Source organism: Modestobacter excelsi, assembly GCF_005930495.1.
Classification (GTDB): domain Bacteria; phylum Actinomycetota; class Actinomycetes; order Mycobacteriales; family Geodermatophilaceae; genus Modestobacter; species Modestobacter excelsi.
The window spans coordinates 1-25,408 of sequence record NZ_SJEX01000048.1; the positions used below are offsets into that span (position 1 = coordinate 1).

21 protein-coding genes are annotated in these 25,408 nt (G+C 73.9%); 6 read left to right on the plus strand and 15 right to left on the minus strand.

Translation table 11 applies throughout. The annotated features are described in order from the left end of the window. Positions 1–285: hypothetical protein (locus tag FHL80_RS15665; RefSeq protein ID WP_138734321.1), on the minus strand; the 285-nt coding region annotated here is incomplete at its 3' end. Further along, entirely contained in the window at positions 282–1,184 is a 903-nt protein-coding gene (locus FHL80_RS15670; RefSeq protein WP_138734322.1) for a mechanosensitive ion channel family protein, read from the minus strand. The genes FHL80_RS15665 and FHL80_RS15670, both read right to left, overlap by 4 nt. 261 nt (positions 1,185–1,445) lie before the next feature. On the opposite strand from FHL80_RS15670, the gene FHL80_RS15675 reads away from it, so the two are divergent. Both FHL80_RS15675 and FHL80_RS15680 read left to right on the plus strand, forming a co-directional pair. After that, positions 1,446–3,212, plus strand: a complete 1,767-nt coding sequence (locus FHL80_RS15675; protein WP_138734323.1) for a BCCT family transporter — start codon at positions 1,446–1,448, stop codon at positions 3,210–3,212. Positions 3,213–3,340: 128 nt separating this feature from the next. After that, entirely contained in the window at positions 3,341–5,068 is a 1,728-nt protein-coding gene (locus FHL80_RS15680) for a methyl-accepting chemotaxis protein (RefSeq protein WP_138734324.1), read from the plus strand. A 69-nt stretch (positions 5,069–5,137) separates the two neighbouring features. Here FHL80_RS15680 and FHL80_RS15685 read toward each other — a convergent pair whose 3' ends face one another. Genes FHL80_RS15685 through FHL80_RS15700 form a run of 4 tightly spaced genes read right to left on the minus strand, consistent with a single transcriptional unit; the run spans position 5,138 to position 8,764 of the window. Then, a complete protein-coding gene (locus tag FHL80_RS15685) occupies positions 5,138–5,932 on the minus strand; it encodes an ABC transporter ATP-binding protein (protein WP_246078715.1) in 795 nt (264 codons plus the stop codon). A 32-nt stretch (positions 5,933–5,964) separates the two neighbouring features. Continuing rightward, positions 5,965–7,047 (minus strand): FecCD family ABC transporter permease, encoded by a 1,083-nt coding sequence (locus FHL80_RS15690; RefSeq protein ID WP_138734326.1) that lies wholly within the window; start codon positions 7,045–7,047, stop codon positions 5,965–5,967. 5 nt (positions 7,048–7,052) lie between these two features. After that, positions 7,053–8,117, minus strand: coding sequence for a FecCD family ABC transporter permease (locus tag FHL80_RS15695; RefSeq protein ID WP_138734327.1), 1,065 nt, complete (start codon positions 8,115–8,117; stop codon positions 7,053–7,055). Positions 8,118–8,155: 38 nt separating this feature from the next. Beyond that, positions 8,156–8,764 carry a TetR/AcrR family transcriptional regulator gene (locus tag FHL80_RS15700; protein ID WP_138734328.1) on the minus strand — a complete coding sequence of 203 codons (609 nt, stop codon included), beginning with the start codon at positions 8,762–8,764 and terminating at the stop codon, positions 8,156–8,158. Positions 8,765–8,881: 117 nt separating this feature from the next. Here FHL80_RS15700 and FHL80_RS15705 point away from each other — a divergent pair, with 117 nt between their 5' ends. Next, the gene (locus tag FHL80_RS15705) at positions 8,882–10,075 is read left to right on the plus strand and encodes an acyl-CoA dehydrogenase family protein (protein ID WP_138734329.1); all 1,194 of its coding nucleotides are present in this window, start codon (positions 8,882–8,884) and stop codon (positions 10,073–10,075) included. A 51-nt stretch (positions 10,076–10,126) separates the two neighbouring features. Further along, on the plus strand, positions 10,127–10,396 hold the full coding sequence (locus FHL80_RS15710; protein ID WP_138734330.1) for a DUF2277 domain-containing protein: 270 nt from the start codon (positions 10,127–10,129) through the stop codon (positions 10,394–10,396). Between the two features lie 71 nt (positions 10,397–10,467). Here FHL80_RS15710 and ilvA read toward each other — a convergent pair whose 3' ends face one another. The 4 genes from ilvA to FHL80_RS15730 form a co-directional block, all read right to left on the minus strand. Then, a complete protein-coding gene (ilvA, locus tag FHL80_RS15715; RefSeq protein WP_216870769.1) occupies positions 10,468–11,727 on the minus strand; it encodes a threonine ammonia-lyase IlvA in 1,260 nt (419 codons plus the stop codon). Between the two features lie 41 nt (positions 11,728–11,768). Further along, positions 11,769–13,214 (minus strand): HNH endonuclease signature motif containing protein, encoded by a 1,446-nt coding sequence (locus FHL80_RS15720; RefSeq protein ID WP_138734332.1) that lies wholly within the window; start codon positions 13,212–13,214, stop codon positions 11,769–11,771. A gap of 783 nt (positions 13,215–13,997) precedes the next feature. Continuing rightward, entirely contained in the window at positions 13,998–14,465 is a 468-nt protein-coding gene (locus FHL80_RS15725) for an MmcQ/YjbR family DNA-binding protein (protein ID WP_216870770.1), read from the minus strand. Between the two features lie 541 nt (positions 14,466–15,006). Next, positions 15,007–15,915 carry an SDR family NAD(P)-dependent oxidoreductase gene (locus FHL80_RS15730; RefSeq protein ID WP_138734334.1) on the minus strand — a complete coding sequence of 303 codons (909 nt, stop codon included), beginning with the start codon at positions 15,913–15,915 and terminating at the stop codon, positions 15,007–15,009. A 141-nt stretch (positions 15,916–16,056) separates the two neighbouring features. Here FHL80_RS15730 and FHL80_RS15735 point away from each other — a divergent pair, with 141 nt between their 5' ends. Both FHL80_RS15735 and nhaA read left to right on the plus strand, forming a co-directional pair. Then, positions 16,057–19,431, plus strand: coding sequence for a pyruvate carboxylase (locus FHL80_RS15735; RefSeq protein WP_138734335.1), 3,375 nt, complete (start codon positions 16,057–16,059; stop codon positions 19,429–19,431). 41 nt (positions 19,432–19,472) lie between these two features. Continuing rightward, positions 19,473–22,112, plus strand: coding sequence for a Na+/H+ antiporter NhaA (gene nhaA / locus FHL80_RS15740; RefSeq protein WP_138734336.1), 2,640 nt, complete (start codon positions 19,473–19,475; stop codon positions 22,110–22,112). 21 nt (positions 22,113–22,133) lie between these two features. Here nhaA and FHL80_RS15745 read toward each other — a convergent pair whose 3' ends face one another. The 5 genes from FHL80_RS15745 to FHL80_RS15765 form a co-directional block, all read right to left on the minus strand. Then, the gene (locus tag FHL80_RS15745; RefSeq protein WP_138734337.1) at positions 22,134–23,399 is read right to left on the minus strand and encodes a glutathionylspermidine synthase family protein; all 1,266 of its coding nucleotides are present in this window, start codon (positions 23,397–23,399) and stop codon (positions 22,134–22,136) included. Beyond that, on the minus strand, positions 23,396–23,821 hold the full coding sequence (locus FHL80_RS15750) for a hypothetical protein (RefSeq protein WP_138734338.1): 426 nt from the start codon (positions 23,819–23,821) through the stop codon (positions 23,396–23,398). The genes FHL80_RS15745 and FHL80_RS15750 overlap by 4 nt, the downstream gene beginning before the upstream one ends. 165 nt (positions 23,822–23,986) lie before the next feature. Then, positions 23,987–24,439 (minus strand): nuclear transport factor 2 family protein, encoded by a 453-nt coding sequence (locus tag FHL80_RS15755; RefSeq protein WP_138734339.1) that lies wholly within the window; start codon positions 24,437–24,439, stop codon positions 23,987–23,989. A 5-nt stretch (positions 24,440–24,444) separates the two neighbouring features. Beyond that, positions 24,445–24,957 carry a glutathione peroxidase gene (locus FHL80_RS15760; RefSeq protein ID WP_138734340.1) on the minus strand — a complete coding sequence of 171 codons (513 nt, stop codon included), beginning with the start codon at positions 24,955–24,957 and terminating at the stop codon, positions 24,445–24,447. A gap of 8 nt (positions 24,958–24,965) precedes the next feature. Continuing rightward, positions 24,966–25,391 carry a DUF2237 family protein gene (locus FHL80_RS15765; RefSeq protein WP_138734341.1) on the minus strand — a complete coding sequence of 142 codons (426 nt, stop codon included), beginning with the start codon at positions 25,389–25,391 and terminating at the stop codon, positions 24,966–24,968. Positions 25,392–25,408 lie beyond the last annotated feature (17 nt).

Sequence of the window (25,408 nt, forward strand, 5' to 3'; positions counted from 1 at the left end):
GTCGTCGGGCACGTAGGACCGGGGCACCTGGACGGTGCGCCCGTCCGAGGTGGTCACCGGGACCGTGCCGCCGGCGTCCCGCGGCAGCGCCGCGTTGACGCCCAGGAGCAGCACGAACAGGCAGCCGATCACCAGCGTCGAGGTGCGGGCGCGGCCGACCCGGGACGGGATGTGCTGCCACACCCGTGCGCGGCGGGTGGCCGGCGCGGTGACGACCGTCGGCTGCTCGAGCGTGGGCTGCGGCAGCACCGTCGTGGGGTGCTCGTCCGGCGAGGGCCTGGTCATGCGCCACCTCCACTGCGTGCCCGGTCCTCGGCGAGCGCCTCGTCCTGCACGTCGTCGTCCTGGGCGGCCGTGGCGCGCAGCGACACGCCCTCGCGGGACAGCGCCAGCGCCACCCGGGCGCGCAGGTCCCGCCCGACCTCGAACTGCTTGCCCGGCAGGGTCCGGGCGACGATCCGCAGGTTGACCTCGTCCAGCGCCAGGCTCTCCACGCCCATCACGCTGGGCGGGTCGAGCAGCAGCCGGTGCAGCCGCTCGTCGTCGAAGGCGCGCTTGCCGACGTCGCGGAGCACCGCCTGGACGCGGGTGACGTCGGTCGTCGCCGGCACCGGGACGTCGACCACGGCACGGGCCCAGTCGCGGGACAGGTTGACCACCTTGACGATCTGCCCGTTGGGGACGATCACGACCTCACCGTTGACCGAGCGCAGCCGGGTGATCCGCAGGTTGACGTCCTCCACTGTGCCTTCTGCGGGGTCGCCACCGCCGACCACCTGGATGGCGACGACGTCACCGAAGCCGTACTGCCGCTCGGTGATCAGGAAGAAGCCGGCGAGCACGTCGCCGACGATCCGCTGCGCGCCGAACCCCAGACCCACACCCAGCACGGTGGCCGGCGCGACCAGGCCGGTGACCGGCACGCCCAGCCGCTCCAGCACGAAGAAGATGGTGACCGACCAGATCATCACGATCGCCGCCCAGGTCAGCACCTGGGTCAGCGAGTGCCGGTGCTTGGCCGCCTCGGACCGCACCAGCGCGTCCGAGCCGGTCGCGGTGGCGTCGATCCGGTCGGTGATCCGCCGGCCGAGCCAGCTCACGAACCGGGCGAGCAGCACCGCGCCGAGGATGATCAGGAGCGCTTCGAGGCCCGGCCCGCGCAGCCAGTCGAGGATGTCGTCCATCGGCCTCCAGTGTGCCCGCTGGCCCCGGCAGGGCCGCGCCGGGGTGGCGGCCTGCGGTGACTGACAGTCATGGACTTGTGATCATCTCCGGTTTGCGGTGCCCGCCGACCGGGCGCACGGTGGTCTTCGGGCGTCGTCTCAGCCCGCGGACGGCGCCCGACGCCACGCATGACGAACGGAAGGGGAGGCGCCCGACCTGCGGGCCGCCACACGACTGTGAGCACATCCTCTGCACCACCCGGCCGCGGGCACCGCGGCCCGATGAGCAAGCGTCATCACGGCGGCGGGGTCCACCCCGCGCTGGCCCACCCGCCCACCTCGGCCGCCGAGGGGACCGGCCGGCTGGACGTCGTCGTCTTCGGCGTCGCGGCGGTCATCGCGCTCGCCTTCGTCGCCTGGGGCTTCCTGACCCCCAGCGGACTCGGCAGCGCCAGCGGCAGCGCGCTGACCTGGATCGAGACCAACCTGGGCTGGCTGTTCGTGGTCCTCGCCTCGGGGTTCGTCGTCTTCGTCCTCTGGCTGGCTGCGAGCCGCTACGGGCGCATCCCGCTGGGCCGGGACGGCGAGGAGCCGGAGTTCCGGACGATCTCGTGGATCGCCATGATGTTCAGCGCCGGCATGGGCATCGGGCTGATGTTCTACGGCGTCAGCGAGCCGCTGTCCCACTACGTGTCACCGCCCCCGGGCACGGTCGACGGCTCGACGCCGGAGGCCGCCCGGACGGCGATGGCCACCACGCTCTTCCACTGGACGCTGCACCCGTGGGCGATCTACGCCGTCGTCGGGCTGGCGATCGCCTACGGCACCTTCCGCCGCGGCCGCCGCCAGCTGATCAGCGCCGCGTTCCTCCCGCTCATCGGCCGTCGCCGCGCGGAGGGCCCGGCCGGCCGGGTCATCGACGTCCTGGCGATCTTCGCCACCCTGTTCGGCTCCGCCGCCTCGCTGGGCCTGGGCGCCCTGCAGATCGGCAGCGGCATGGAGATCCTCGGCTGGGCCGGCAGCGTCGGCAACGGTGTGCTGGTCGCGATCATCGCGGTGCTCACCGCGGCGTTCGTCGCCTCCGCCGTCTCCGGCGTCGCCAAGGGGATCCAGTGGTTGTCCAACACCAACATGGTGCTGGCGGTCGTGCTCGCGGTGTTCGTCTTCGTCGCCGGGCCGACGGTGTTCATCCTCAACCTGCTGCCCGAGGCCATCGGCGCCTACTTCTCCGACCTGGGCGAGATGGCCGGCCGCACCGAGGCCTCCGGCGGGGACGCGATGGCGACCTGGCTGCGCGGGTGGACGGTCTTCTACTGGGCCTGGTGGATCAGCTGGACGCCGTTCGTCGGGCTGTTCATCGCCCGGATCAGCCGTGGCCGGACCATCCGGCAGTTCGTCACCGGCGTGCTGCTGGTGCCCAGCGTGGTCAGCCTGGTCTGGTTCGCGGTCTTCGGCGGGGCCGGCATCGCCGCCCAGCGGGACGGCGCCGACGTCGCGGGCCAGGCGACGAGCGAGGGGCAGCTGTTCGGCGTGCTCCAGCAGTACCCGCTGGCCACGGCGATGACGGTGCTCGTCATGGTGCTCGTGGCGATCTTCTTCGTCTCCGGTGCCGACGCCGCCTCGATCGTGATGGGCTCGCTGTCCGAGCGGGGCACCTTGTCGCCGAGCCGCGGGGTCGTCGTCTTCTGGGGCGTCGTGATGGGTGCGGTCGCGGCGATCATGCTGCTGGTCGGCGGGGACGACGCCCTCACCGGGCTGCAGAACCTGACGATCATCGCCGCGCTGCCGTTCGCGCTGGTGATGGTGGGCATGGCCGTCGCCCTGGCCAAGGACCTCCGCTCCGACCCCGCGGTGCTGCGCCGGGCCTACGCCAACGAGGCGGTCGAGCAGGCCGTCGTCGACGGCATCACCCGGCACGGCGAGGACTTCCAGCTGGTGGTCGAGCCGACGGCCGTCGACCCGAACCGGGCACAGCCGCTGCCGGAGGAGGACCCGGTTCACGCCCGGGACGACGTCCCGGCCGGGCGGCCGCAGGACCCGCGCGACTGACCGCCCCACCGGCTGGTGCCGGTGGGGCGGGAGGGGCGCGCGGAGGTGTGCAGCTCCACATCGCCCGTGGACTGCCGATGGGGGATCCGAGAACCGCCAGTTCTCGTCCACCCCTGAGGAGCCCGACCATGACCCGTGACCAGTCCTCCCCCGCGACGGACGACGCCGTGCGCACCGGCTCCGGGCTCCGCTGGGCAGCCGACCGCCCGGTCGGGGTCAAGATCGGCGCGACGGTGGGCGTGCTGGGGCTGGTCGCCGTCGGGCTGACCACGCTGGCGACGGTGCGGATGGGGGACCTCAGCGACCAGCAGGACGTCCTGTACGCCGAGAGCGTGCAGCCGCTCACCGAGCTGAGCGGCATCCAGCGCTCCTTCCAGGGCGACCGGGCGCGCTACATCACCTACCCGCAGGTGGACGCCGCCGGCCGGCAGGCCCTCGTCACCGAGCTGGCCGAGCGGCAGGCCACGCTGCAGTCGCAGCTCAACGGCTACGAGCCGCTGGCCACCTCGCCGGCGGCCTTCGCGACGCTCACCGGCGACCTGGACGCCTGGTACGCCGTCGCCACCGGCCAGCTCGTCCCCGCGGCCGACGCGGCGACTGCCGCGGACACCGCCGCGGCTGCGGCGCTGGCCGGCACCTCCCGGAGCGCGCTGGCCACGGCCGCCGGCGCGAGCGCCGCCGCCTCCCAGGCCGACGCCGTGGTCGGCGGCGTCCTGACCGGCGCCCTGCAGGACGCGACCGACGTGCTGATGGACGACCTGCAGACCGAGCTCGACGCGCAGACCGCCGGCGCCGCGGCGGTCAACGACGCCGGCAACGCGGACGCCGCCAGCGCCACCCGGCTGCTGTGGGTGGTCCTGGCGCTGAGCCTGCTGGTGGCCGGGGCGCTCGCGATCTGGCTGATCCGGCAGATCACCGGGACGGTCGCCAGCGTGGGCCGGACCATCGAGGCGATGGCCCGCGGCGACCTCACCGTGCAGCCCGAGGTGCGCTGCACCGACGAGCTCGGCCGGATGGCGGCCTCGCTGGCCCGCGCCCAGGCGCACCTGCGGACCGTGCTGGCCGGCGTCGCTGCCTCCTCGGACGCCGTCGCCGCGGCGTCGGAGGAGCTGTCGGCGTCCTCCGCGCAGATCTCGGCGTCGGCGGAGGAGACCTCCGCGCAGTCCGGTGTGGTGTCCACCGCAGCGGAGGAGGTGTCCCGCAACGTGGCGACGGTGGCGGCGGGTGCGGAGCAGATGGGTGCCTCGATCCGGGAGATCAGCCAGAACGCCAACGAGGCGGCCCGGGTCGCGGCACAGGCGGTCGGCGAGGCGGAGGCCACGACGGCGACGATCACCCAGCTGGGCACGTCGTCGCAGGAGATCGGCGCCGTGGTCAAGACCATCACCTCGATCGCGGAGCAGACCAACCTGCTGGCGCTCAACGCCACCATCGAGGCGGCGCGGGCGGGGGAGGCCGGGAAGGGGTTCGCGGTGGTGGCCAACGAGGTGAAGGAGCTGGCGCAGGAGACGGCGCGGGCGACGGAGGACATCGCCCGGCGGGTGGAGGCGATCCAGGGTGACACCTCGGGTGCGGTCTCGGCGATCGGCCGGATCTCGGAGATCATCGGGTCGATCAACGACTTCCAGTTGACCATCGCCAGTGCGGTGGAGGAGCAGACGGCGACGACGAATGAGATGTCCCGGTCGGTGCAGGAGGCTGCGGGTGGGTCGACCGAGATCGCCGTGAACATCACCGGGGTGTCCACGGCGGCGTCCTCGACCACCCAGGCGCTGGGGCAGACCCGGCAGGCGGTGGACGAGCTGTCCCGGATGGCCTCGGACCTGCGCTCCGCCGTCGGTGCCTTCACCTACTAGAAGGACCACCCTTCCCCCCACGCCTCGCACGCTCGGCGTGGGCCCCTGAAGGGTGGCCGTTCCAGCACGTCACCCGGGTCGTCTGCGCAGCCGGCGGACCGGGACGACCATCGGGGTGCCGGTGACCGGGTCGGGCACGACCCGGGCCTCCAGCTCGAACACCTCGGCGAGCAGCTGCTCGGTGAGCACCTCCTCAGGGGTGCCGGAGGCGACGAGGACGCCGTCCTTCATCGCGACCAGGCGCTCGGCGTAGCGGGCGGCGAGGTTGAGGTCGTGCAGGACGACGACGACGGTGCGGCCGCGCTCGGTGTGCAGCCGGCCGACCAGCTCGAGGACGTCGACCTGGTGGGCGAGGTCGAGGTAGGTCGTCGGTTCGTCCAGCAGCAGCAGGTCGGTGCCCTGGGCGAGGGCCATCGAGATCCAGGCCCGCTGCCGCTGGCCGCCGGAGAGCGCGTCGACCGGTGAGTCGGCGAGCTCGACCATGTCGGTCCAGGTCAGCGCCTCGGTGACGACGGCCTCGTCGTCGGAGGACCACTGCCGCAGCCAGCTCTGGTGCGGGTGCCGGCCGCGGGCGACCAGGTCGGCCACGGTGAGCCCTTCGGGTGCCAGCGGCGTCTGGGGCAGCAGGCCGAGGACCTTCGCGACCTCCTTGGTCGGCGTCGACGTGATCGCCCGGCCGTCGAGCAGCACGGCGCCCGCGGTCGGGCGCAGCAGCCGGCCGAGCGCGCGCAGCAGGGTGGACTTGCCGCAGCCGTTCGGGCCGACGATCGCGGTGAACGACCCGTCGGTGAGCTGCAGGTCCAGGTCGGACACCACGACCTTGTCGCCGTAGGCGAGCCGCACACCGTCGGCGGCCAGCCGCACCCTCGCGGTCGCTGAAGGGCTCTCGAGAGCGGTCACAGGGTGGCCAGCCGCCTTCCGCGCACCAGGAGCCAGAGCAGGTAGGGGGCGCCGACCACGGAGGTGACCACGCCGACGGGGAACGACTCGGGCAGCACCGTGCGGGCCACCAGGTCGCTGGCCACGACGAGCAGGGCACCCAGCAGCCCGGCGGCCAGCAGCGGCGGCCGCGAGCCACCGGTCAGCCGGACGGCGATCTGCGGGACGACGAGGGCGACGAACTGGACCGGCCCGGCCGCGGACACCGCGAAGGCGGCCAGCGCGACCGCGACCACCACGGTGACCGCCTGCGCCAGCGGCACCCGCACACCCAGGCCCCGCGCGGTGTCGTCACCGAACTGCAGCGCCCCGAGGACCCGGCTGAGTGCGAGGGAGACGGGCAGCAGGACCAGCAGCGCGACGGCCAGCGGCAGCGCCTGGTCCCAGCCGCGGCCGTTGAGCGAGCCGGTGATCCACACGTTGGCGACCGCGGCGTCCTGGATGGTGCTGCGGGTGAGCAGGTAGCGGACCACCGCCAGCGCCATCGCGGACAGCCCGATGCCGACCAGCACCAGCCGGTAGCCGTCGAGGCCCTGGTTCCAGGCCAGGCCGAACACCAGCAGCGCCATGAGCAGGCCACCGGCGAGGGCGGCGGCGGCCAGGCCGAGCCCGCCGAGCAGCCGGCCGGCGGTCGTCGCCCCGCCGAGCACGATCACCGCGACCGCGCCGACCGCGGCACCGCCGGTCACCCCGAGGACGTCGGGGCTGGCCAGCGGGTTGCGGGCGAAGGTCTGGATGAGCGCCCCGGAGAGCCCCAGCGCCGTCCCGACCAGCACGGCGACGGTGGTCCGGGGAGCGCGCAGCTCGAGGACGATGAACCGCTGGGTGTCGTCGCCCGCGCCGACCAGCACCCGGAGCACGTCGAGCACGCTGATCGGGTAGTCGCCGCGGCCGAGGCTGACCGCGGCGGTCAGCACGAGCACGAGGAGGACCAGCAGCGGGACGGCGAGCTGGCGGCGCCGGTAGGCGGTCGAGAGCCGGCCGATCCGGAGGGTGCGCCGCGGGTCCGGGCCCGCCGCAGGAGCGCGTGTGGGCGCCACCGCGGTCACAACGTCGCCAGCCTGCGGCGGCGCACCAGGGCGATGAAGAACGGTGCGCCGACCACGGCGAGCACGATGCCGACCTGCAGCTCACCGGGGCGGGCGACCACCCGGCCGAGCACGTCGGCGAGCAGCAGGAGCACCACGCCGAGCAGCCCGGAGTACGGGACCAGCCAGCGGTGGTCGGGACCGGTGACGGCCCGCGCGACGTGCGGCACGACGAGCCCCACGAAGGCGATCGGGCCGCAGCCTGCGGTGGCCGCGCCGGTCAGCAGGGTGATGGCGAGCAGGCCGGTCCCGCGGGCCAGCCAGATCCGGGTGCCGAGCCCCCGGGCGACGTCCTCACCGAGGCCCAGCAGGTTCAGGGCCGGGGCGTTGACCATCGCCAGGACCAGGCCGACGACGACGAACGGCGCGATTTGGGCGACGACGTCGGCGTCCCGGCCGGCGAGTGCCCCGACGACCCAGAAGCGGAAGGCGTCCAGCGCCGTCGTCTCGCGGATGGTGATCGCCTGGACCAGCGCGTACAGCAGGAAGCTGAGCGCCGACCCGGCAAGCGCCAGGCTCACCGGCGTCGCCCCGCCGCGGCCGGAGGAACCGATCAGGTAGACCGCGACGCTGCCCAGGAGCGCGCCGGCGAAGGCGAACCAGATGTAGCCCGAGGCGGTGGAGACGCCGAACAGCCAGATGGACAGCACCACGGCGAACGAGGCGCCGGCGGTCACGCCGAGCAGGCCCGGGTCACCGAGCGGGTTGCGGGTGTGACCCTGCATGAGCGCCCCGGCGATGCCCAGCGACAGCCCGGCGAGCAGGCCGAGGAGGGTTCGGGGCACCCGGAGCTGGCGGACGATGACCGTCTCGTCGCCCGGCGTGCTGCCGTCGAGGAGAGCGTGCCAGACCGTGCCGAGGCCGATCGAGCGGGTGCCGACGGCGATGCTCAGGGCGCACACCGCCACGGTGAGGGCCAGCAGCAGCCAGAGCCCGAGCGTGCGGGCCGCGGCGCCGCGCAGCAGGCCGCCGCGGGGAGCCCGGGCATCCGCAGGGGGCCGGGTGGCCGTGCGCTGCGCCACGTGCGGCTCCTGGGTACGGCGGGCTGGTAAGGCTCACCTTACCCAGCCGCTCCCCCCTGTCGCGGGGCGGTGCCGGCGACGACGAGGTCCGCGAGCTCCCGGTAGGCCGCGGCGTCGTCCAAGCCGGTGGCGGCGGTGATCCCGCCCCGGTGGATGGCGTCCATCACCGCGGCGACCGCCGCGCCGACGAACGAGGCGTGCACCGGTCGGATGGTCCCGGCGGCGACACCGTCGGTCACCAGCCGCTGCACCCGGGCCGCCGCCGAGCGGGTGTTGCGCTCGTAGATCTCCCGGGCCGGCGGGAACGCGGCGACGTCGGCGAAGAAGGCCGGCGAGGCCGGCTGCAGCTGCTCGGCGACGGCCAGCAGGTAGGCGCTGAGCTGCTCGCGGTGGTCGGCCGGGACGGCGGCCCGCTCCTCGACGGCGACGGTCGCCCGCTGGAAGAAGCGCTTCACCACGGCGACGACCAGCTGTTCCTTGCTCGCCGCCAGGGCGTAGAGGGTGCTCTTGGAGCAGCGCAGCCGCCGGGCGAGGTCGTCGAGGGTGAACGCGCCGAACCCCTCGGCCAGCACCAGGGTGACCAGCTCGTCGAGGAGCTCCTCGCGGCGCGCCTGGGTGCGGGTGGACCGCGTGTCCAGTGACGTCATCGGGCCTCCTCCTCGGTTCCGGACAGTAACAAGGCGCGGCGTCGCAGTACTGCGTACAGTCCCTCAGTACTGACACCAGTCCGGGACGGCGCCGTCCCGGAGCCCCGGAGGTGCGCTGTGCCCGTCTCTCGTCTGGTCCCCTCGCAGGAGGCGGCCGACCTGCTCGACCTCACCCGGCAGCTGGCCCGCGAGGAGCTCGCGCCGCGCGTCGTCCAGGCAGAGGCCGAGGAGGCCTTCCCGCGCGACGTGTTCCGCACGCTGGGCCGGGCCGGGCTGCTCGGCCTGCCCTACGGCGAGGACGTCGGCGGCGGCGGTCAGCCGTACGAGGTCTACCTCCAGGTGCTGGAGGAGATCGCCGCGGTGTGGGCCAGCGTCGGGGTGGGCGTGAGCGTGCACGGGCTCTCCTGCTTCGGGCTGGCCACCCGCGGCACCGCCGAGCAGCAGCAGCGCTGGCTGCCGGACATGCTCGGCGGCGAGCTGCTCGGCGCCTACTGCCTCTCCGAGCCGCACGCCGGCTCGGACCCGGCGGCGATGCGCGCCCGGGCGGTCTCCGACGGCGACTCCTACGTGCTCTCCGGCGACAAGGCCTGGACGACGCACGGCGGGCAGGCCGACTTCTACAAGGTCATGGCCCGCACCTCCGACGACCGGTCGCGCGGCATCTCGTGCTTCCTGGTGCCGGCCGACGCCGCCGGGCTCTCCGCGGACCCGGCCGAGCGCAAGATGGGGCTCACCGGCTCGACCACGGCCACCATGCGCTTCGAGGACGTCCGGATCGACGCCGACCGGCTGCTCGGCGCCGAGGGCGAGGGGCTGCCGATCGCGCTGTCCGGGCTGGACGCCGGTCGGCTCGGCATCGCCGCCGTCGCCACCGGCCTCGCCCAGGGCGCGCTGGACGACGCGGTCGCCTACGCCAGGGAGCGGGAGACCTTCGGCGTCCCGATCATCGAGCACCAGGGGCTGGGCTTCCTGCTCGCCGACATGGCGGCCGCCGTGGAGACCTCCCGGGCGATGTACCTGGCCGCGGCCCGGCTGCGGGACGCCGGCCAGCCGTACTCGCAGCAGGCGTCCATCGCCAAGCTGGTGGCCACCGACAACGCGATGAAGGTGACCACCGACGCCGTCCAGGTCTTCGGCGGCTACGGCTACACGCGGGACTTCCCGGTCGAGCGGTACATGCGCGAGGCGAAGGTCATGCAGATCTTCGAGGGCACCAACCAGATCCAGCGGCTGGTGATCAGCCGGGCGCTCGCCAAGGGCGGCACCGACCGGACGACGGTCGCCGGCGGCGGGTTCGCGCTGGCCCGCTGAGGCGCCGCCCTCCGGGGCCATGTTGGCCAACATGGCCCCTAGGCTGGCCGCATGTGCCGGAACATCCACGTGCTGCACAACCTGGCGCCCGCGACGACGTCGGACGAGGTGCGGGCGGCCGCGCTGCAGTACGTCCGCAAGGTGAGCGGGACGGCGAAGCCGTCGCAGGCGAACCAGGCCGCGTTCGACCGGGCCGTCGAGGAGATCGCGCACGCGACCGAGCACCTGCTCGCCGACCTGGTCACCACCGCGCCGCCCAAGGACCGCGAGGTGCTGGCCGCGCAGGCCCGCGCCCGCGCCGCCGTGCGGTATGCCCGCTAGTCGAAGGACCCCCTTGCCCCCCGCCACTCGCACGCTCGCGGCGCGCCCCTGCACGGGGGCCGTGAGAGCGACTACACGAGGAAGCGGTAGGCGGTCGTCCCGGGGGCGAGGTGCTGGATCTTCAGCGGACCGGCCTCGATCCGGGCCATCAGCGGGGCCAGCCCGTCCACGCTGCCCAGCTCGATCCCGGTGAGCGCCGCGCCGGTCTCGCGGTTGTCGCGCTTGACGTACTCGAACAGCACGATGTCGTCGTCCGGACCCAGCACCTCGTCGAGGAACCGGCGCAGCGCCCCGGGTTCCTGCGGGAACTCGACCAGGAAGTAGTGCTTGAGCCCGCGGTGGACCAGTGAGCGCTCGACGACCTCGGCGTACCGGCTGACGTCGTTGTTGCCACCCGACAGCAGGCTCACCACCGTCTGACCGGGTTCGACGGTGACCCGGCCGCCGGTCAGCGCAGCACTCGCCAGGGCGCCCGCCGGCTCGGCGATCACCCCGTCGACCTGGTAGAGGTCCAGCATCTCGGTGCAGATCTGCCCCTCGGGCACGGTCACCAGCTCGCAGCCGGCGTCGCGCACCAGAGGGAAGGTGACGTCGCCGACCCGGCGCACGGCGGCACCGTCGACGAAGGTGTCCATCTCGGCGAGCTGCACCGGGTGCCCGGCGGCCAGGGCCGCGGCCATCCCGGCGGCGCCGGCCGGCTCCACGCCGACCACCCGGACGCCGGGTGCGTTGTCCCGCAGCCAGGTGGCGCAGCCGGCGAGCAGCCCGCCGCCGCCGACGGGGAGGACGACGACGTCCGGCGCGCTGCCCAGCTGCTCGAGCACCTCGACCACGACGGTGGCCTGCCCGGCGACCGTGGAGGCGGCGTCGAAGGCGGGCACCAGCGTCGCGCCGGTGGTGAGGGCGTGCGCAGCTGCCGCCGACGCCGCGTCGTCGTAGGTGTCGCCGAGGACGACGAGCTCGACCATGTCCCCGCCGAGTGCGGCGATCCGCTGGCGTTTCTGCCGCGGCGTGGTGCCGGGCACGAACACCTTGCCGCGGACACCGAGCACCCGGCAGGCGTAGGCCACACCCTGGCCGTGGTTGCCGGCGCTGGCGGTCACCGCCCCGGCAGCACGGCCGGCGGCGTCCAGCCTGCTGATGGTGTTGTAGGCGCCGCGGACCTTGTACGACCGGCCCACCTGCAGGTCCTCGCGCTTGACCCAGACGGCGGCGCCGGTGAGCTCGGACAGCCGGGCGTTGCGCTGCAGCGGCGTCCGCTCGGCGACACCGGCCAACCGGCGGGTGGCCTGTGAGACCTCGGCGGAGAACCCGGTGCGCACGTCGGTCACACGGCCCATCCTCCCTCGGCGTCCGATCGAGGCCGCGTTGGCTAGAACGGCGGTGGTTCGTCGGCGGGTGGCGGCGGTCCGGGAGGCGGCGGTCGCATGCCGGGCGGTCGGGTGCTGCGGGTGACGCCGGAGGGGGTGGTCACGGTGAGCACCCCGTCGTGCGTCATCGCGAAGCGCCATCCGGGGGCGAAGGTCTTGAGCCTGTGGTGGGAGCGGCACAGGCAGCACAGGTTGGCGCAGTCGGTCGCCCCGCCGCAGGCGGCGCTGACGACGTGGTCCAGGTCGGCCCAGCCGACCCGCTGGCCGCAGTTGGGGAACCGGCAGCGCCGGTCGCGGACGGTGACGAACGCCCGTTGTCGGCCGGTGGGCTCGTAGCTGTCGGTCTCCGGTGGCGGACCGGTCACCGGGCAGGCGCAGTCGGTGTCGGGGTGGGTGGGGCAGCCGCGGCGGGCCAGCCGGCTGAGTTCGGCGGGGGTGAGGGTGGCCAGCAGCTGCCCGTCCGGGCCGGTGACCGCGAACCTCAGCGATCCACCCTCGGAGGCGGTGAGGCCGAGGGCACCCACCCGGGCCAGCAGTGCGCGGACGTGGGCGGCGGTGATCGGCAGCCCGTTCACCTCACCCGGCGTGCTGCCCGCGCCGGCGAGGCCGTCCAGGTCGGCGGAGACGGTCAGGTTGGCGGTCACCCTGGGCAGGCCGGAATCGGCCGGGCGGCGGATCAGCAGGGACAGCACGTGCGCCCGCAGCGCGCCGATCCGGCGGGGATCGCCGTCGGCCTTGAGCATCCTGGCGAGCTGGTCGACGACGTCGAAGCACTCGACCGCCTCATCAGTGGGCAGGTCCGCCGCGATCGTGGACCGGCCGTCGGTGGCGGAGGGGTAGACGTGCACGTCGGCGGTCTTCTCCGCGTCCTTCCGACGCTCGTCGGCGGCGGTGGCGTCCAGCCGCAGCATCTCCTCGACCGCGCGGGCCTTCAACCGGGTCACCGGCAGGTCGCTGGCCTCGGGCAGCAGCGCGGCCTCGACCCGCCCGGCCACGTCCGGATTGGTGTGCTGCAGCACGTCGGCCAACTGCGCGGCCCGCCGCTCGTCCAGCTGGCCGGCCTGCCGGGCGGCGAAGGTGGCCGGCAGCTTGGTCAGCCAGGTGTACGCCCGGCCGTACCGGTGGGCAGCCGTACCCCGGCCGACGTTGAGCACCGCCGACAGCTCCGCGGTGAAGAACTCGCTCGCCCCGCCATAGGCCTCGTCCACGGCCCAGCCGGGCCTGCGGGCACCAGGCGTGCCCGGCGCCGGGTCGTCCGTGGCCGGGCGGGCGGCGGCCATGGTCATGATCAGCTCGGCCTCGTAGGCGGCGTCCCTCGCCCGGCGCTGCTGGACCCGCTGCAACTCCGCGGCCCGTTCCTCATCCGACAGCCAGGACACCGGCAACCGCGGCGCAGCGACACGGTGCTCCCACACCAGGTCCACCACCACGTCGACCGTCGCTGCCATGGGTCGAACATACGTACGGGGTACGACAGTTCTGCGCGTCCGGGGCGACTGTTCGGGACCGCTGTACGAGCCAGCACCGCCTCCGACATCCCGGCCCAGAAGACGGCCTCAAGGACACAGCCCCGAACGCTGCACTAGGCTCTGAAGGAGCACTCCATTGGGAGTGGCACGGCCGCCCGCTGTCAGGCGTGGCGCCACGGTGCCGGGCTGGATGTGAGCCGGCCGAGCATCCTCCATCGAGGGATGCACCGCGATGCCCGGCTGCCTCAAGAGGCGCTATCCGTCCCGACCCGCTGCGCTGGTCGCTTCGGGGGCATCCAGCAGTGGAGTCGTGAACGTCAACGGAAGGCGCCGACGGGCGCCTACCTCTGTCCCCAGTGCCGTGGGCAGTGGCACCTGACCTCCAAGTCACCGACGCAGTCGCCGCCGTGGCGACGGAGGCGTCAGCCCGAGTCGACCGTCCCGTAGTGGGCCGCCATGGGCTGTTGCCCGGCCCACCCCTCACGTTGTTCGCACCAGCGTCCTGGACCACTACTGCGCACCCGCACCGGCGCAGGGACGGACCGACGATTGGTCCACCGTCACGTCGCCCGCACCGCCCGAGTCGCAGGCATCGGACCCTCATCGGCCCGAACGCCCTCCGCCGCACGGTCGGGCTCCACCAGCGCCTCCGCTACGCGACGTCCAGCGCCTGCTGAGCCACGCTCGTCCCAGGACCACCCGCTGCTCTCGGCAGCCGTCGGACCCGTCCCTACGAGGAGCGCGGCCCCGGTCAGCGCACGATCAGGAGGTGGCCCGCAGGTCGCCGTCTGTTGGGTTCGGGTCCGGGAGCGGCGTGGTGCCCTGCGCCGCCAGCCAGGCGGCCCTCCTGCGGGGGGATGCTTGAGCGAGCCACGCGTCCTGCACCAGTTCGGCCAGTTCCCGCCGGGTGATCTCGCCGAGCCGGCTCGCCTGCACCAGCACCGAGTTGTGCCCGTCGAAGTGCGGGGAGGTGAAGAACGGCGTCGTCTCGTCCTGGACCAGGGCCTGCTTGTCGGCTTCGGACTCGACCCAGAAGACGATCACGTCGGGAATCCGTTCTCCCGTCGCGGCGTCCACGGCGTCCGGTCGCGGGGTGCGGAAGAAGACGAACGACTTCCCACCCACCTGGTACACGGGATTGCCGCTCGCCCCGTGGACGACGGTCACGTGCGGGAGCCCCCGCGCGAGCTCGTGCACGTCTTCCGCCCGTGCCTGCCGATCAGCGGTCACGCCGGGCAGCGTAGGAGCGGTGCCGTGGCCATGCGGGGCCGTCGTCCACCGTGCCGGTGTCGGCGTGCAGAGGGGTCTTGTCCGGAGGTCCGGGTCGAGGAGGTACGCGACGCTCGGGCTCGGCCCGCCGGACCGGTCGCGACGTCGCATCCGGCGGTGAGGCGGCCTGGGCGTGAGGTCGTGTCCGACGCCACGGACGCCTCCTCCGCCGCCGCCGAGGACGTCACCCGGGAAAGACCCACGGCGCCTTCCCGAACGGGGCGCCCGTGCGCTTCCCGCACCGTCGGCAGATTTTGTCGTCCGGACCTGAGGGCCGCTCACCGTCCGAGTGTCGCCGGACGTAGGAGTGGAGACCGAACCGGCACCGCAGTGGCTTCGGAGTCATGCGCCGACGCTAGGAGCCTCCGACCCTGCCGAGCAGGGGAGCACGACCCGGCGCGCCGGGACCTCCGCCCCCTGATCGCCCTGAGCCGGCCGCTTGGAGACACCACACCGCCCACGCAATGCCCATCCGCGAGCAGGGACGTCATCGGCCGCGCCGCTAGATTCCGAAGTACTGGCCCCGGGTCGCTTCCTTCTCCGGGACCGGCGCGAACACGTTCCCGGTCGTCGGCGCCACCGAGTCCCGGGACATGCCGAAGACCTTCAGCAGCGGCCCGACCAGCGCGTCGAACACCGGCGGGAACAGCCGGAACCCCGCGATGATGAGCGGGTTGGCGAAGCCGGACTGCTTGAGCCGGCGGGGGTCGTCGATCCGGGCGACGACCGCCCGGGCGACCCGCTCCGGGGTGTAGACCGGCGGCGGCGGGTGGCCGGTGTTGCCCAGCACGGTGGCGGCCTGGTCGTAGATGGGCGTCGTCGTGCCGCCCGGGGCCACCGCGGAGAGGTGCACGTCGGGCAGGTCGCGCAGCTCCTGCTGCAGGGTGCGGATCAGGCCGAGCTGGCCCCACTTGGCGGTGACGTAGGCGCCCATCGTCGGCGCGGTGATCGAGGCGAGCAGCGAGCTGACCACCACCACGTGCCCGCACCGCTGGGCCCGCAGCACCGGCAGCGCGGACCGGAAGACGTGGAAGGTGCCCTGGACGGCGGTGTCGACGACGCGCTCGAAGACGTCGGGCGGGACGTCCTCGATCCGGCCGTAGGCCATCACGGTGGCCGCGTGCACGACGACGTCGAGCCGGCCGAACGTGCTGGTGGCGCGGTCGACGGCCGCCTGCACGGCGTCCGGTTCCAGGACGTCGGCGGGCATGCACTCGACCGCGGACGCCCCCGCGGCCCGGCAGTCGGCGGCCGCGTCGGCCAGCGTGCTGGCGCTGCGTGAGACCAGCACGAGGGAGGCGCCGCGCTTGGCGAACTCGATGGCGCTGGCGCGACCGATGCCGGAGGACGCGCCGATGACCAGCACGACCTCCTCGAGCGCCGGGGCGGAGGAGACGTCGTCAGCAGTCACCTTCCCCCGCTACCCGGGATCCCGGCGACCACGCATCGTGCACAACAGATCCCGCCCGCGACCGCGCCACCGCGCCCCGCCGCTAGCGTCAGCCCCGACGAGGGCGGCTCCAGCGGCCACCTGACACGAGAGGGGATCCCCGTGTTCGAGAAGGTGCTGGTCGCCAACCGGGGCGAGATCGCCGTCCGCGCGTTCCGTGCCGCCTACGAGCTGGGTGCCGGGACGGTCGCCGTCTTCCCGCACGAGGACCGCAACTCCGTGCACCGGCTCAAGGCCGACGAGAGCTACGAGATAGGCGAGCCCGGGCACCCGGTGCGGGCCTACCTCGACGTCGGCGAGATCGTCCGGGCCGCCCAGCGGGCCGGTGCGGACGCGGTCTACCCCGGCTACGGGTTCCTGTCGGAGAACCCGGAACTGGCCGAGGCGTGCGCCCGGGCGGGGATCACCTTCGTCGGCCCGTCCGCCACGGTGCTGGAGCTGACCGGGGACAAGTCCCGGGCGATCGCCGCCGCACGCGAGGCCGGCCTGCCGGTGCTGCAGGGGACCGAGCCCAGCGACGACGTCGACACCCTGCTGGGCGCCGCCGACGCCATCGAGGGCCCGGTGTTCGTCAAGGCCGTCGCCGGCGGTGGGGGGCGCGGCATGCGCCGGGTCACCGACCGGGCGCAGCTGCGCAGCGCCATCGAGGCGGCGATGCGGGAGGCGGAGTCCGCCTTTGGCGACGCCACCGTCTTCCTGGAGCAGGCGGTCCTCGAGCCGCGGCACATCGAGGTGCAGGTCCTGGCCGACGGCGCGGGCGACGTCATCCACCTCTACGAGCGGGACTGCTCGGTGCAGCGCCGGCACCAGAAGGTCATCGAGATCGCCCCCGCACCGAACCTGGACCCGGACCTGCGCGAGCGGATGTGCGCCGACGCCGTCCGGTTCGCCCGGCAGATCGGCTACAGCTGCGCCGGCACGGTCGAGTTCCTCGTCGACCGCGAGGGCCGGCACGTGTTCATCGAGATGAACCCGCGGATCCAGGTCGAGCACACGGTCACCGAGGAGGTCACCGACGTCGACCTGGTGCAGTCCCAGCTGCGGATCGCGGCGGGGGAGACGCTGGCCGACCTGGGGCTGAGCCAGGACTCGATCGTGCTGCGCGGGGCGGCGCTGCAGACCCGGATCACCACCGAGGACCCGGCCAACGGCTTCCGCCCGGACACCGGCCGGATCACCGCCTACCGCTCGCCCGGTGGCGCCGGTGTGCGGCTGGACGGCGCGGCCACGCTGGGTGCGGAGGTGGGCGCCTACTTCGACTCGATGCTGGTCAAGCTCACCTGCCGCGGCCGCACCTGGGACCTCGCGGTGGCCCGGGCGCGGCGGGCGGTGGCCGAGTTCCGCATCCGCGGGGTCTCGACCAACATCCCGTTCCTGCAGGCGGTGCTCGACGACCCGGACTTCCGGGCCGGGCGGGTGACGACGTCGTTCATCGAGGAGCGCCCGGAGCTGCTCACCGCCCGCTCCTCCGCCGACCGGGGCACCAAGATGCTCAGCTACCTGGCCGACGTGACGGTGAACCGGCCCCACGGCGAGCGGCCGCACCTGGTCGACCCGACCGAGAAGCTGCCGCGGCTCGACCTGCGCCGCCCACCGGCCGACGGCTCCCGTGACCGGCTGCGCACGCTCGGCCCCGAGCGGTTCGCCGCCGACCTGCGGGCGCAGACCGCGCTGGCGGTCACCGACACGACCTTCCGGGACGCCCACCAGTCGCTGCTGGCCACCCGGGTGCGCAGCAAGGACCTCGTGGCGGTCGCCGGGCACGTGGCCCGCGCCACGCCGGAGCTGCTGAGCATCGAGGCGTGGGGTGGGGCGACCTACGACGTCGCGCTGCGATTCCTGCACGAGGACCCCTGGGACCGGCTGGCCGCGCTCCGCGAGGCGGTGCCCAACATCTGCCTGCAGATGCTGCTGCGCGGCCGCAACACCGTGGGCTACACGCCCTACCCCAAGCAGGTGACGACGGCGTTCGTCGCCGAGGCCGCCCGCACCGGCATCGACGTCTTCCGGGTGTTCGACGCGCTCAACGACGTCAGCCAGATGCGCCCGGCCATCGACGCGGTCCGGGAGACGGGGACGGCGGTCGCCGAGGTCGCGCTCTGCTACACCGCCGACCTATCCGACCCGGCCGAGCGGCTCTACGACCTGGACTACCACCTGCGGCTGGCCGAGCAGATCGTCGAGGCCGGCGCGCACGTGCTGGCGATCAAGGACATGGCTGGGCTGCTCCGCCCACCCGCCGCCGCGACCCTGGTGACCGCGCTGCGCGAGCGGTTCGACCTGCCGGTGCACCTGCACACCCACGACACCCCCGGCGGGCAGCTGGCCACCCTGATGGCGGCCTGGCAGGCCGGGGTCGACGCCGTGGACGGCGCCAGCGCGGCCCTGGCCGGCACCACCAGCCAGCCCGCGCTGAGCAGCATCGTGGCGGCCACCGACCACACCGAGCGGGCCACCGGGCTGGACCTCGCGGCGGTCAACGACCTGGAGCCCTACTGGGAGGCCGTCCGCCGGGTGTACGCACCCTTCGAGTCCGGTCTGCCCGCACCGACCGGGCGGGTCTACACCCACGAGATCCCCGGCGGGCAGCTGTCCAACCTGCGCCAGCAGGCCATCGCCCTCGGCCTGGGTCAGCGGTTCGAGGAGGTCGAGGCGATGTACGCCGCGGCCGACCGGCTGCTCGGCCGGCTGGTCAAGGTCACCCCGTCGTCGAAGGTGGTCGGTGACCTGGCGCTGCAGCTGGTCGGCGCCGGGGTCGCGGTGGACGACTTCGCCGCCGACCCCGGCAAGCACGACCTGCCCGACTCCGTCGTCGGCTTCCTGCGCGGGGAGCTCGGCGACCCGCCCGGCGGCTGGCCCGAGCCGTTCCGGTCCAGGGCGCTGGAGGGCCGGCGCCCCGCCGAGCCGCCCGCCGAGCTCACCGACGACGACCTCGACGGACTGGCGAAGCAGCCCCGGGAGACGCTGAACCGGCTGCTGTTCCCCGGCCCGGCCAAGGAGTTCCGGCAGCACCGGGAGACCTACGGCGACACCTCGGTGCTGCCGAGCAAGGAGTTCCTCTACGGGCTGCGCGCCGGCACCGAGCACTCGGTCGACCTCGAGCCCGGCGTCCGGCTGCTCATCGGCATCGAGGCGGTCTCCGACGCCGACGAGCGCGGCATGCGCACGGTGATGTGCACGATGAACGGCCAGCTGCGGCCGGTCAGCGTGCGGGACCGGTCCGTCTCGGCCGACGTCCAGCCCGCGGAGAAGGCCGACCGCAGCGACCCCGGCCAGGTGGCCGCGCCGTTCGCCGGCGTCGTCACCCTCGCGGTGTCCGAGGGCGACCAGGTGGAGGCCGGGGCCCAGGTCGGCACGATCGAGGCGATGAAGATGGAGGCCGCGATCACCGCACCGCGGGCGGGCTCGGTGACCCGGGTGGCGATCAGCGCGGTCCAGCAGGTCGAGGGTGGTGACCTGCTCGTCGTCCTGGGCTGAGGGGTTCCCCAGTCGTCACATCAGGGCGGTAGGAAGTGCCGGTGACCTCAGCACGGACGACGACCCGGTCGAGCTCGAGACACCTCATCGCCCAGCTCTCCGCCCCGGTGCGCCGCTTCATCGCCACCGAGGCGGCGAGTGCCGCCCTGCTCGTCGTCGCCACGGTCATCGCGCTGGTGTGGGCGAACTCGCCGTGGGGCGACTCCTACGACCGGCTGTGGCACACGGAGTTCTCCGTCCAGTTCGGCTCGAAGGGGGTCACCGAGTCCCTGCAGCACTGGGTGAACGAGGGCCTGATGGTCTTCTTCTTCTTCCTCGTCGGGATGGAGGTCCGCCGCGAGCTGCAGATGGGGGAGCTCACCCAGCGCAACCGGCTCTCGGTGCCCACCCTCGCCGCGCTCGCCGGGCTCGTCGTCCCGGCGCTGGTCTACACGGCGTTCAACGCGGGCGGGCCCGGTGCGCACGGGTGGGGCATCGCCATGGCGACCGACACCGCCTTCCTGCTCGGCGTCCTGGCGCTGGTCGGTCCGCGCTGCCCCACCCAGCTGCGGGTCTTCCTGCTCTCGCTGTCCGTGGTCGACGACATCGGCGCGCTGAGCGCCATCGCGGTCTTCTACTCCGAGGAGATCGATCTGGTGGCGCTGACCATCGCCGGCCTGTGCGTCCTCGCCTTCTACCTGCTCACCCGGTGGCAGGTGTGGCGTGGGCCGTTCTACTTCGCCGTCGGGGTCGTGATGTGGCTGTCGATGGAGGCCTCCGGCGTCAGCCCGACCATCGGTGGGGTGGTGCTCGGCCTGCTGGTCAGCGCGTACCCGCCGCGCCGCAGCGAGGTCGAGTCCGCCGGGCTGCTGACCCGGGCCTTCCGCCAGTCGCCGGACCCGACGCTGGCCCGGCAGGCGAAGCTCTCCGTGGAGCGCGCCATCTCGCCGAACGAGCGGATCGGCGCGCTGCTGGTGCCCTGGAGCGGCTACGTCGTCGTCCCGGTGTTCGCGCTGGCCAACGCGGGGGTGCACCTGAGCACCGACCTGATGGCCCGGGCGGTGACCTCGCCGGTCACCATCGGTGTGTTCGTCGCCCTGGTGGCCGGCAAGTTCCTCGGCGTCGGGGTGGCGGCCACCGCCGCGGTCCGGCTCCGGCTCGGCCAGCTGCCGCCGGGGGTCGACCTGCGCAGCGTCTGGGGCGGCGCGGTGCTGTCCGGGCTCGGCTTCACCGTGTCCCTCTTCGTCACCGACCTCGCCTTCGAGGACCCGGAGCTGCAGGACGAGGCGCGGGTCGGCATCCTCGCGGCCGCGATCACCGCCGCCGTCCTCGGGGCGCTGTGGTTCCGGGTGCTGGGCCGGCGCGACACCACCGAGGGCCCCCCGGCGGTCCGCCGGCTGGACCCGCCGGTCGACCCGGAGCGCGACCACGTGCGGGGGGCGGTCGGCGCCCCGCTGGAGCTGGTGGAGTTCGGCGACGTGGAGTGCCCGTTCTGCGGGCGGGCCACCGGCGTCCTCAGCGAGCTGCGCCGCCGGTTCGGCGACGACCTGCGCTACGTCTTCCGGCACCTGCCGCTGCCCGACGTCCACCCGCACGCCGAGCTGGCCGCCGAGGCCGTCGAGGCCGCCGGCGCGCAGGGCGCCTTCTGGGCGATGCACGACCGGCTGTTCGCCCACCAGGACCAGCTGGAGGCCGGGGAGCTGCTCGACCACGCGGCCGCCCTGGGGCTGGACCTCGGCCGCTTCGCCCGCGAGCTCGGCGACGGGACGTTCGCCCCGCGGGTGCGTGAGGACGTCGCGTCGGCCGAGGCGAGCGGGGTGTCCGGCACGCCGACCTTCTTCGTCAACGGCGTGCGGCACGAGGGGCCGACGACCACGGACGCGCTCGCCGCCGCGCTGCTGGCCAACGACCCGCGCGGCCCCGGCCGCCAGCCGCTGCCGGCAGGGGCCACCTCGGCGGCCGTGCGCGGGGTGACGCTGTCCCCGTCGGTCGAGCTCCCGGGCATCACCCGGCTGCCCGACGGCGGGTTCGAGGAGACCCCCGACGACGGGTCGAGCCCGCGGCTGACCGCGGCGCAGCTCGCCGCGCTGACCCGGGTCGGCCGGCGGATGCGGACCGAGCACGGGCAGGTGCTGCTGCGCTCCGGCGCCGCGGAGTACGACTTCTTCGTGATCCTGTCCGGGTCCGTGGCGATCGTCGAGGGCCCGCTGGACGGGCCGGGCAAGCGCGTGGTCGCGATCAACGGCCCGGGGCGGTTCCTCGGCGGGCTGAACCAGCTCGCCGGTCAGCGGCCGGTGCGCTCGCTGGTGGCCGCCGAGGCCGGGGAGGTCGTGGTGATCACCCTGGAGCAGCTGCGGGCGCTGCTGGCCCGCGACCGCGAGCTGGGCGACCTCATCACCCGGTCGTTCCTGCTCCGCCGGGCGATGCTGATCGGGCAGGCCAGCGGCCTGCGGGTGGTGGGCGACCGCCGGTGGCCGGCCAGCCAGCGACTGCAGGCCGAGCTGGCCGAGGACGGGATCCCGCACCAGTGGCTCGACCCGGCCGAGGACGCGGCGGCCCGCACGCTGTTCGCCGAGGCCGGTGGCGACGGCGGCATGCGGCCTATCGTGATCCGCCCGGACGGCCGGGTGCTGGCCGACCCCACCCGCGACGACCTGCTCGCCGCGGCCGGCTCGGCCACCCGGGACCTCACCACCACCTGACCGGCCGGGCCGGCGGAGCGGTCAGGCCGACCAGGTGGTGTTCGGCGGCCGCACGAAGTCGATGGTGTGCGGGACGAAGAAGGACAGGTCGTCGGTGATCAGCCCGTCCGACTCCCGGATGCCCAGCCCCGCGGCCTCGCCGTCCACCACCCACGCGCCGAGCACCGGGTGGTGCGGGCCGTCCGGCCCGGCGAAGTCCGGCAGCGCGCACAGCTGCTGCACGACCCAGCCCTCCGCGCCGTACCGGCCGCCCATCGACGCCAGCACCTCACCGCCCGGCGCCACCAGCTCGACGTTGTTGCCCTCGCGACCGAACAGCGGCTTGCGGGCGAACCCGGTCTCCCGCAGCTCCCCGGCCCGCGAGTCGTCGGCGAAGAAGGCCGGCAGCAGGTACCGGGAGATCACCGGGTCGTGCTCGTAGCGCTGCCAGAGCACCGGCAGCAGCCCCTTGTTCGACCAGAGCATCTTCCAGATCGGCTCGACCCACGTCGTCCCGCCCGGCCGCCGGATGTCGGCGATCACCGACGGCCCGTACTCGTCCTCGACCAGCCACTCCCAGGGGTACAGCTTGAAGACGACGTCGAGCCGGTTGCCCTTCGGGTCGTAGAACCGGGCGTCGCCGGTGTCCAGGCCCAGCTCCTCGGTGGTCAGCACGACCGGCTCGTAGCCGGCCCGGCGCACGCAGTCGGCCATGTAGGCCACCGTCATCCAGTCCTCGCCGCTGCGGTCGCCCTCGGTCCAGGCCAGGTGCACCCGCTCGGGACGGCGTCGGTAGTGCGCCTCCCAGCGCGACAGGTTCCGCCGCCAGGCGTCGACGAGCCGGTCGTCGAGCTGGTTCCACTGGTCCTTGCCCTGCCCGGTCTCCAGGTGCCACGCCCACTGGACCACCGCGGCCTCGACCAGCGACGTCGGGGTGTCGGCGTTGAACTCCAGCAACCGGGGTGCCGCCACGCCGTCCCACCAGAGGTCGAACCGGCCGTAGATGCTCGGCGGCTCGTACTCCCAGGTGGCCCGGATGACGTCACGCGCGTCGTGCGGGATCCGCATCCGGTCCAGCAGCCGCTCGTCGGACAGCGCCAGCTCGCCGGCCTCCACGCAGGCGGCGAACAGCTGGTCGGTGGTCTCGGCGAGCCGGTCGATCTCGGCGCCGGTGAAGTCGTAGAACACGTCCTCCCGCCAGTAGGAGCGGGTGTCACCGCCGGGGACGGTCGTCTTGTTGTAGACCAGCCCCTGGGACTCGATCTCGGCCTCCCAGCCGAGCCGGGCCTTGCCGTACAGCCGCCTCACGAGCCGCTGCTCCCCCCGACGGAGCCCTTGCCGATGCCGCCGGAGATGCGCGTGCCGGAGGCCACCTTCCCGGTGCTCGGCATGCCGGCGCGCGACCGCGCGCTGCTGTCGGACGGGTTGACCCGGGTGGCGGCGCCGGTGTACTGGCGGGGGATGGTCTGCCCGACCCCGTAGCGGTTGCCGCCGAACCCACCGAGCAGGAAGAAGAAGGGGAGCCCGCCGACGAACCCGCCGTGGCGCTCGGCCTCCTCGCACTGGTCGTCGTCGACCACCCTGTCCTGCTCGTCGACGCAGTAGACCTCGCGGGCCTCGTTGTCGTCGTTGCCCCCGGTCCCGCAGGCGGTCAGCCAGCCCATGGCCGCGCCGCTCAGGGTCACCGTGCTGATCACGGCCTTGACCCGGTTGCTCCTCGACGTGCTCACGGTCCGCGCTCCTCACCTGCCGGCGGCCACCAGAGCCACCGGACCCGCCCATGCTGTCGGACGTGCCCGCCCAGCGGCCACCCGGCCTCCGCCCATCCTCACAGGTCGCGCCGGGTGGTGGGGGCCGCCGTGCACAGCGGAGCCCCGGACCTCCCGCCGGGCGGGTCAGCGCAGCGGGAGCTCCGGCTCCGCGTCGGACCGCGGACCGGTGATCCGACGCTCCGCCGCGGTGATCGGGACGTCGTTGATGCTGGCCTCCCGGCGGCGCATCAGCCCGTGCGCGTCGAACTCCCAGTTCTCGTTGCCGTAGCTGCGCCACCACTGCCCGTCGGCGTCGTGCCACTCGTACTGGAACCGCACCGCGATCCGGTCGTCGGTGGAGGCCCACAGCGTCTTGCGCAGCGCGTAGTCCAGCTCGCGCTCCCACTTGGCGGTCAGGAAGGCGACGATCTCGGCCCGTCCGGTGAGGAACGTGTCGCGGTTCCGCCACACCGAGTCCTCGGTGTAGGCCAGCGACACCCGCTGCGGGTCCCGGCTGTTCCACGCGTCCTCGGCCACCTGCACCTTCTGCGCCGCGGTCTCGGCGGTGAACGGGGGCAGCGGCGGACGATCGCTCACAGCGGTCACCGGGTCCCCTCCAGCGGTGAGTCGAGCGCGGACTCGATCGCGGCGCGCACCTCGGGGGCGGTGGGCTCGGTGCGCGGCCGGAAGCGGCCGACGACCTGGCCCTGCGCGTCCAGCACGAACTTCTCGAAGTTCCACTGCACGGGCCCGGCCTCGCCTGCGGCGTCGGGCACCTCGGTGAGCTGCCGGTAGAGGGCGGCGGCGTCGTCCCCGTTGACCTCGAGCTTCTCGGTCATCGGGAAGGTGACGCCGTAGGTGGCCGAGCAGAAGGTGCTGATCTCCTCGGCCGTGCCCGGCTCCTGACCGGCGAACTGGTTGCACGGCACCCCGAGCACGGTGAACCCGCGGTCGGCGTACTCCTCGTGCAGCTCCTCCAGCTGGGCGTACTGCGGGGTCAAGCCGCAGCGGCTGGCCACGTTGACCACCAGCGCGGCGCGCCCGCCGGTGAGGGCGCCGAGCGTGGTCGGCTCGCCGTCCAGGGTGGTCAGGGGCAGGTCGAGGAGGTCGCTCACGTCGGCGGTCAACCGTCGCCGTCGGAGGGCTGTTCCCCCAGGGAGGACAGGTCGTCGGGGACGTCGACGGCCTGCGACCGCAGCGCCTCCAGCGGGACCACCTCCAGGGCCTTCGCGTTGGTCGCCGCGAGCACCACCCCGGCCGGCGCGCCAGCCTCCAGGGCCTGCAGCCAGCGCGCTGCGACGACGCACCAGCGGTCACCCGGCCGCAGCCCCGGGAAGTCGTGCTCGGGGCGCGGGGTGCTGAGGTCGTTGCCCAGCTGCCGCTGCATCTCCAGGAACTCCGCGGAGACGACGGCGCAGACGGTGTGGCTGCCCAGGTCCTCGGGGCCGCTGCGGCAGGAGCCGTCCCGGGTGAACCCGGTCATCGGGTCGGTGCCGCAGGGCTCGAGCGGGCCGCCCAGGACGTTGCGTTCCTCGCCGGGAGATCCCATCCGCCGATCATCGCGCC